3 protein-coding genes and 2 pseudogenes are annotated in these 5657 nt (G+C 72.5%); 4 read left to right on the forward strand and 1 reads right to left on the reverse strand.

Annotated features, from left to right (window positions below):
- A pseudogene (locus G3I65_RS47270) lies at window positions 1–623 on the reverse strand (PucR family transcriptional regulator); the annotation flags it as partial.
- A gap of 191 nt (window positions 624–814) precedes the next feature.
- Here G3I65_RS47270 and G3I65_RS47275 point away from each other — a divergent pair.
- From G3I65_RS47275 to G3I65_RS47290, 4 genes and pseudogenes are all read left to right on the forward strand, one after another.
- Complete coding sequence (locus tag G3I65_RS47275; RefSeq protein WP_160701898.1) at window positions 815–2017, forward strand: CdaR family transcriptional regulator; 1203 nt, start codon at window positions 815–817, stop codon at window positions 2015–2017.
- Between the two features lie 655 nt (window positions 2018–2672).
- Window positions 2673–3578: an alpha/beta fold hydrolase gene (locus tag G3I65_RS47280; RefSeq protein ID WP_160701899.1), complete on the forward strand. Its 906-nt coding sequence runs from the start codon at window positions 2673–2675 to the stop codon at window positions 3576–3578.
- A 238-nt stretch (window positions 3579–3816) separates the two neighbouring features.
- Window positions 3817–5172 carry a helix-turn-helix domain-containing protein gene (locus tag G3I65_RS47285; protein ID WP_160701900.1) on the forward strand — a complete coding sequence of 452 codons (1356 nt, stop codon included), beginning with the start codon at window positions 3817–3819 and terminating at the stop codon, window positions 5170–5172.
- Window positions 5173–5190: 18 nt separating this feature from the next.
- Window positions 5191–5657, forward strand: a pseudogene (locus tag G3I65_RS47290) (PucR family transcriptional regulator); the annotation flags it as partial.

The following is a 5657-nucleotide window of genomic DNA, read 5'->3' on the forward strand; positions in this document are numbered from 1 at the left end:
AGCGCGCGGAACGCCACCGCGGCCACCCGCGAAGGCACCGGGAGCCCGGACGCGGCGACCAGACCGTCCACTTCGGCCGGTGTGCGGCCGCCGAGGAGGGCGCGCAGCACGCGGCGGTGGCGTTCGCCGGTACCGGACACCGCCGCTTCGGCCGCGCTGTAACCCTCCGCGACCGCCGCCATCGACGTCTCGACGTCGGCGAACATGCCTTCGGCCGCGCCGTAGAGGACGTCGCCGGACAGGCCGGCTTCCCGTGCGATGTCGGCGATCCACCGCCAGGTCACCCGGCTCGACACGCGCACGGCCGCCTGCACGGACTCGCGGCTCAGGCCATTGTGGAACGCCGCGCGCCCGTGCCCGCGGAACTCGGCGAGCCGGTCGGCCTGCCACATCGCGGGCGTGCCGACGCGGTCGATGTCCCGCTCGATCCCGCGCCGCGTCTGCTCGATCGCGGCGACGCGCGCCGGGCCCGGGCCGAAACTCACGGAATATTCCGGAACTTCGGCGGCGATGGCGTCGACGCAGGCGCGGGCGATCTCCGGGATCCGCGGGCGCACGGCGTCGCCGAGTTCGTGCGGCAGCCGGGCCCACACCGAGCCGTCCGAGGCAGCGGGAACGCGCATGGGGAATTCAGTCCTCCACTGGGAATTGGCGCCTCAGAAATAACCCCCGCCACCTGACACGGAGCGTAGAACGCGCACCCGTCCGTGTCAAAAGGACGTGTCCGCGTCACCCTTTCAGGGAACCCGTCGTTGATTAATCCGTCACGCACCGGTCGGATACGCTCAGCCCACACCGGACTCGAAGGGGGATTTTGGTGGTCGAGTACCGCAGCTTCCGCCTGCTGGCGTCGCTGCCGCGCGCGCTCGGGGCGGGCCTGCGCCCGCACATCAAGCACGCCGCGGCCTCGATGATCCAGGAGGTCCAGCGCACGGTCCCGGCCTACGGCCAGCCGCTCAAGGGCGTCTTCGGGAAGGTGCTGGTCAAGAGCGTCGAGTTCGCGGTGCAGCACTGCATCGACTCGATGGGCGAGCCGGCGCTGTCCCACGAGCACTGGGTCGAGTTCTACCGCGGCCGCGGCCGGATCGAGTTCACCGAGGGCCGCAACCTCGACGCGCTGCAGGACAGCGCCACGATCGGGGCGCGGGTGGCCTGGCGGGCGATGCACCCCGGCGTCGTCGCGGCGGGCGTCGACCCGGCTGTGATCTCGGTCGCGGCGGAGGCCATCTTCGCCTACGTCGACGAGCTGTGCGCCACCGCGATCGAGGGCTACCAGGACGCCCAGGCCAAGGCCGAAGGCGCCGTCCCGGTCCGGCGGCGGCGCCTGCTGGAGCTGATCGTCCAGGGCCCGGAAGGCGCCGCGAGCAGCATCGCGGAGCTGGCCGGCGGCGCGGGCTGGCCGCTGCCGGAGACAGCGGCGATGGTCGCCCTCGAGCGCGGCCCCGACGCGGCCGACTTCCCCGCCGACCTGCTCGGCGACGGCGTCCTGGCCGACCTCGACGGCCCCGAGCCGCACCTGCTGACCCGCGACCCGGACACCGAGCTGAGGCCACTGGAGGCCAAACTCGACGGCTGGCGCGCGGCGGTCTCCCCGACGGTCCCGCTGGCCGACGCCCCGGCCGCCCTGCGCACGGCCCGCCGCGCGCTGTCCCTGTCCGGCCCGGACATCCCCGGCCCGATCATCTGGTGCCGCGACCACCTGGCCACGCTCTGGCTCCTCGCCGAGGACTTCCTGGCCGCCGAGCTGGCCCGCCAGAGCCTCGACCCGTTCGCCTCGCTGAGCGAAAAGCAGCGCGACCGCCTCGGCGAGACGCTCCTGGCCTGGCTGGAGACCCGCGGCGGCGCACCCGAGATCGCCCAGCGGCTGGGGGTGCACCCCCAGACGGTCCGCAACCGCTTGCGCCAGCTGGAGGAGCTGTTCGGCGACCGGTTGAAGGACGCGGACGACCGGTTGGGGATGCAGCTGGCCCTGCGAGCGCAACGGCTGATGCGAGCACACCGGCCGCCGGAGCGGTGAGGCCGCGCCTCGCAGCGGCGATGGGGATCTGACCGGCACCCGCCGGGCCCGCACCCCGCACCGGCGGCACCGCAACCCCGGCCCGGTCCGCGCGGGGGACTTAGCCGGTCCCAGCAGGCGCCCCAAGGCGGCCTTGGTTGCGTCAGACGCACCGAAGGCCGCCTTGGGTGCGTTGAATCAGCACTGCGGCGCGAAGCGCCTCCGTTGAGGGTGGTGGCGGGGGCATGGATGGAGCACCGAAGGCCACATTGGGGCGCTCGGGACCCAGCTCAGCGGCGCGTCCCCGCAGGTGTGCCGCCCCGGGCGTGCGCGGGACCGCTGAGCACCCGGTCCAGCGCGCGCACCGGCATCGGCAGCACCCGCCGCCACGAGCGGCGCCCAGGCCGCGCCCGGGGCAGCGGCGGAGTGAAATGAATACTCGCGCGGCAGGACATCAGCGCGTCCGGTGCGTCATTGCGACCATGCCGTCGAGAATTACTCGGATACCACCGGAATGTCGATACACTTTACCCGCACCCCGGTAAAACCCGCACGCGCGCGCGTCTTTCCGCAAAGCTTCTTGTCATGCTCGGTGCGGATTCCGCCGTCGTGGCCTTCACCACACCGGCGAAAGTAGTCGGATGCCCTATTTTCAGCCTCGCGAGAAAGGCCGCCGATGACACTCCACACGCACGACCTCACCTTGCACGGCCGGCGCGTCCGGCTGCACGAGCACCTGCCCGGCACGGACGCCGGCGACGAAACGATCGTGCTGCTGCACGGGATCGCGGGCAGCGCCGAGACCTGGGCGCCCGTCCTCAACCGCTGGACGGGCTGCCGCGTGCTCGCCCCGGATCTCCCCGGCCACGGGGAATCCGACGCGCCGCGAACCGACTACGGACTCGGCGCGATGGCGAGCATCGTGCGGGACGTGCTCGCGGTGTCCGGCGTGCGGCACGCGACCGTCGTCGGGCACTCGCTCGGCGGCGGGATCGCGATGCAGTTCGCCTACCAGTTCCCGGAAATGTGCGACCGGCTCGTCCTGGTCGGCAGCGCGGGCCTCGGCCCCGAAGTGAGCCCGGTGCTACGGGCCACCGCGCTCCCCGGCGCGCGGATCGCCGTGGCGCTCGCGGTGAACCGGTGGACGCTCGCGATCGCCCGGGTCCTCGCCCGCGCGGGACGGCGGCTCGGGGGATCGTTGAAATCTGAAACACGGGAGCTGGCCAGGCATTTCGGCTCGCTGGCCGACCCCGGACGGCGTCGCGCGTTCCTCGCGATCGCCCGCAGCCTGATCGACCTGCGCGGGCAGCGCGCGAGCGCCGTGGAGAAGCTCTACCTCGCCGAATCCGTGCCGATGCTGCTGGTCTGGGGCGCGCGCGACCCGCTGATCCCCGCCGCGCACGGACGCCGGACCGCCGAACTGCTGCCGGACAGCCGCTTGACGGTGCTGGAAAACGTGAAACACTTTCCGCACGTGGCCGATCCGGACGGGTTCTGCCTGCTGCTCAACGAGTTCGTCTCGGGGACCACGCCCGCGCGGCTGACGCTCGACGACGTCGTCGCCCGGCTCCTGGCCGGCTGAACCCCGCGAAACGGCCGCCGGAAAAGTTGTCACCCGCACACCATCGCCCGGCAGCGGAAGTGTCACCTCCCCTCGCGCCGTTCCACCCGTTCGGGTGTAGTCCGGACGGGTTACCCCAAAGTCAGCGGAGAACCCGTTGACAGTGCAGTTCGCGCGAAATTATGTTGCCTGAGCCACAAAAATCGGATCGGCTTCGACGACGAAGAGGCCGATTTTGTTGCCAGCAAGGATAAAACACATGACCGACGTGGACACCGGGTTCGCCGGCCCCGCCCTGCGGGTGAACCGGCCCCAGCCCGGCGAACGCTCTTCCGGACCGGCTCACCGGCAGCAGTCCGTGTCGGCCGACCGGCCCCGGCCCGCCTACCCACCCGTCCCCCGGACCCCGGCGGAACCCCAGCACGGGCGCGCTTCCGGCGCCATCGGGCTGTGGGCTTCGCTGCCCCGCGAATTGGCCGTGCGGTTCAAGCCGCGCGTCGACCCGCTCGCCCGCGCCATCCTGCAGGAGGTCCAGCGGGCGGTGCCCGAGTACCGCCAGCCGCTCGAGGGCGCGTTCGGGCACATCATCACGCAGGGTGTGCGGCAGTCGATCATCCAGTGCCTCGACAGTGTCGGCACCCCCGGTGCCGTCCCGCTCGAGACGTGGACGACCGTGTTCCGCAACCTCGGCAAGATCGAGTTCAACGAGGGCCGCAGCCTCGACTGCCTGCAGACCGCGTACCGCGTCGGCGGGCGGGTCGCGTGGCGGCACATCTCGGAGTTCGGGCAGGCCGCCGGCGTCTCCGCCGACACGCTGTGCACGAGCGCCGAGGCCATTTTCGCCTACGTCGACGAAATCTCCGCGTTGTCGATCGAGGGCTACACCGCGGCGCAGACGCGGGCCGCGGGCACCCGGGCGCGGCGCCGGAGACGGTTGCTCGACCTCCTGCTCGCCGATCCGCCGTCCGCACCGCAGACCATCACCGCGCAGGCCGCCACGGCGCAGTGGCCGCTGCCGGCCGAGGTCACCGTCGTCGCCCTCGAACCCCGGGCCGACCAGCACAGCCTCGCCGCGCCGGACCTGCACTCCGACGTCCTCGTCGACCTCGAGGGCAGCGAGCCGTGCCTGGTCACCGGCGACCCGGCCAAGCACCTGACCAACCTCTCCGAACGGCTGCGCGGGTGGCGCGCGGTGGTCGGCCCGACCGTGCGGCTCACCGACGCGCCGCGGTCGCTGCTCTGGGCGCGCCGGACGTTGAAGCTCGTCCAGCGGGGCGTGCTGCCGGACGCGCCGGTGACGCGCTGCACCGACCACCTGTCCACGCTGTGGCTGCTCACCGACGAGTTCCTGGTCCGCGAGCTGTGTTCGCGCAGCCTGGAGCCGTTCAAGGACCTCACCCCGAAGCAGCGGGCGCGCCTCGGCGAGACGCTGCTGATCTGGCTGCAGTCCCGCGGCAGCGCGCCCGAAATCGCGAAGAAGCTCAAGGTGCACCCGCAGACCGTGCGGTACCGCATGCACCAGCTGATCGACCTGTTCGGCGACCGGCTGAACAACGCCGACGACCGGCTCGACATGGAGATCGCCCTGCGCGCGGAGGCACTCCTCGGTTCCTGACCACGATGAGGTGGGCGGATGACGGGACCACCCGTCGAAACGACGTACGGGCCGATGCTCGGCGGCGACGGACGGCCGGGCCGGCTGTGGGCGCTGCTCCCCCGGGAGCTGGCCGCGGTGTTCCGGCCGCGGCTGCTGGACGTCGCCGACGAGGTGCTGCGCGAGATCCAGCGGACCATCCCGGACTACGCGCGGCCGCTCGACGGCGCGTTCGGCAAGGCGCTGCGGGCCGGCGTGCAGGCGGCGATCCTGCAGTTCATCGACCGGATCGCCGCGTCCGGCCCGGTGCCCGACGACCGGCGGAAGCTGTTCGTCGGGCTGGGCGTGCACGAGCTCGCGCAGGGCCGCAACCTCGACGTCCTGCAGGCGGCCTACCGGGTCGGCGCGCGGGTGACGTGGCGGCGGATGGCGGAGGTCGGGACGCGCGCCGGCGTGCCGTCGGCGACCCTGTGCCTGCTGGCCGAGGCGATCTTCGCCTACATCGA

Origin of the sequence: Amycolatopsis sp. SID8362, from assembly GCF_010550475.1 — a bacterium.
Taxonomy (GTDB): Bacteria; Actinomycetota; Actinomycetes; order Mycobacteriales; family Pseudonocardiaceae; genus Amycolatopsis; species Amycolatopsis eburnea.

What these genes read in the sequence shown, in the direction of transcription:
- G3I65_RS47280 (WP_160701899.1), top strand. Translation starts at nt 2,673, where the DNA reads ATGACACTCCACACGCACGACCTCACCTTGCACGGCCGGCGCGTCCGG.
- G3I65_RS47285 (WP_160701900.1), top strand. Translation starts at nt 3,817, where the DNA reads ATGACCGACGTGGACACCGGGTTCGCCGGCCCCGCCCTGCGGGTGAAC.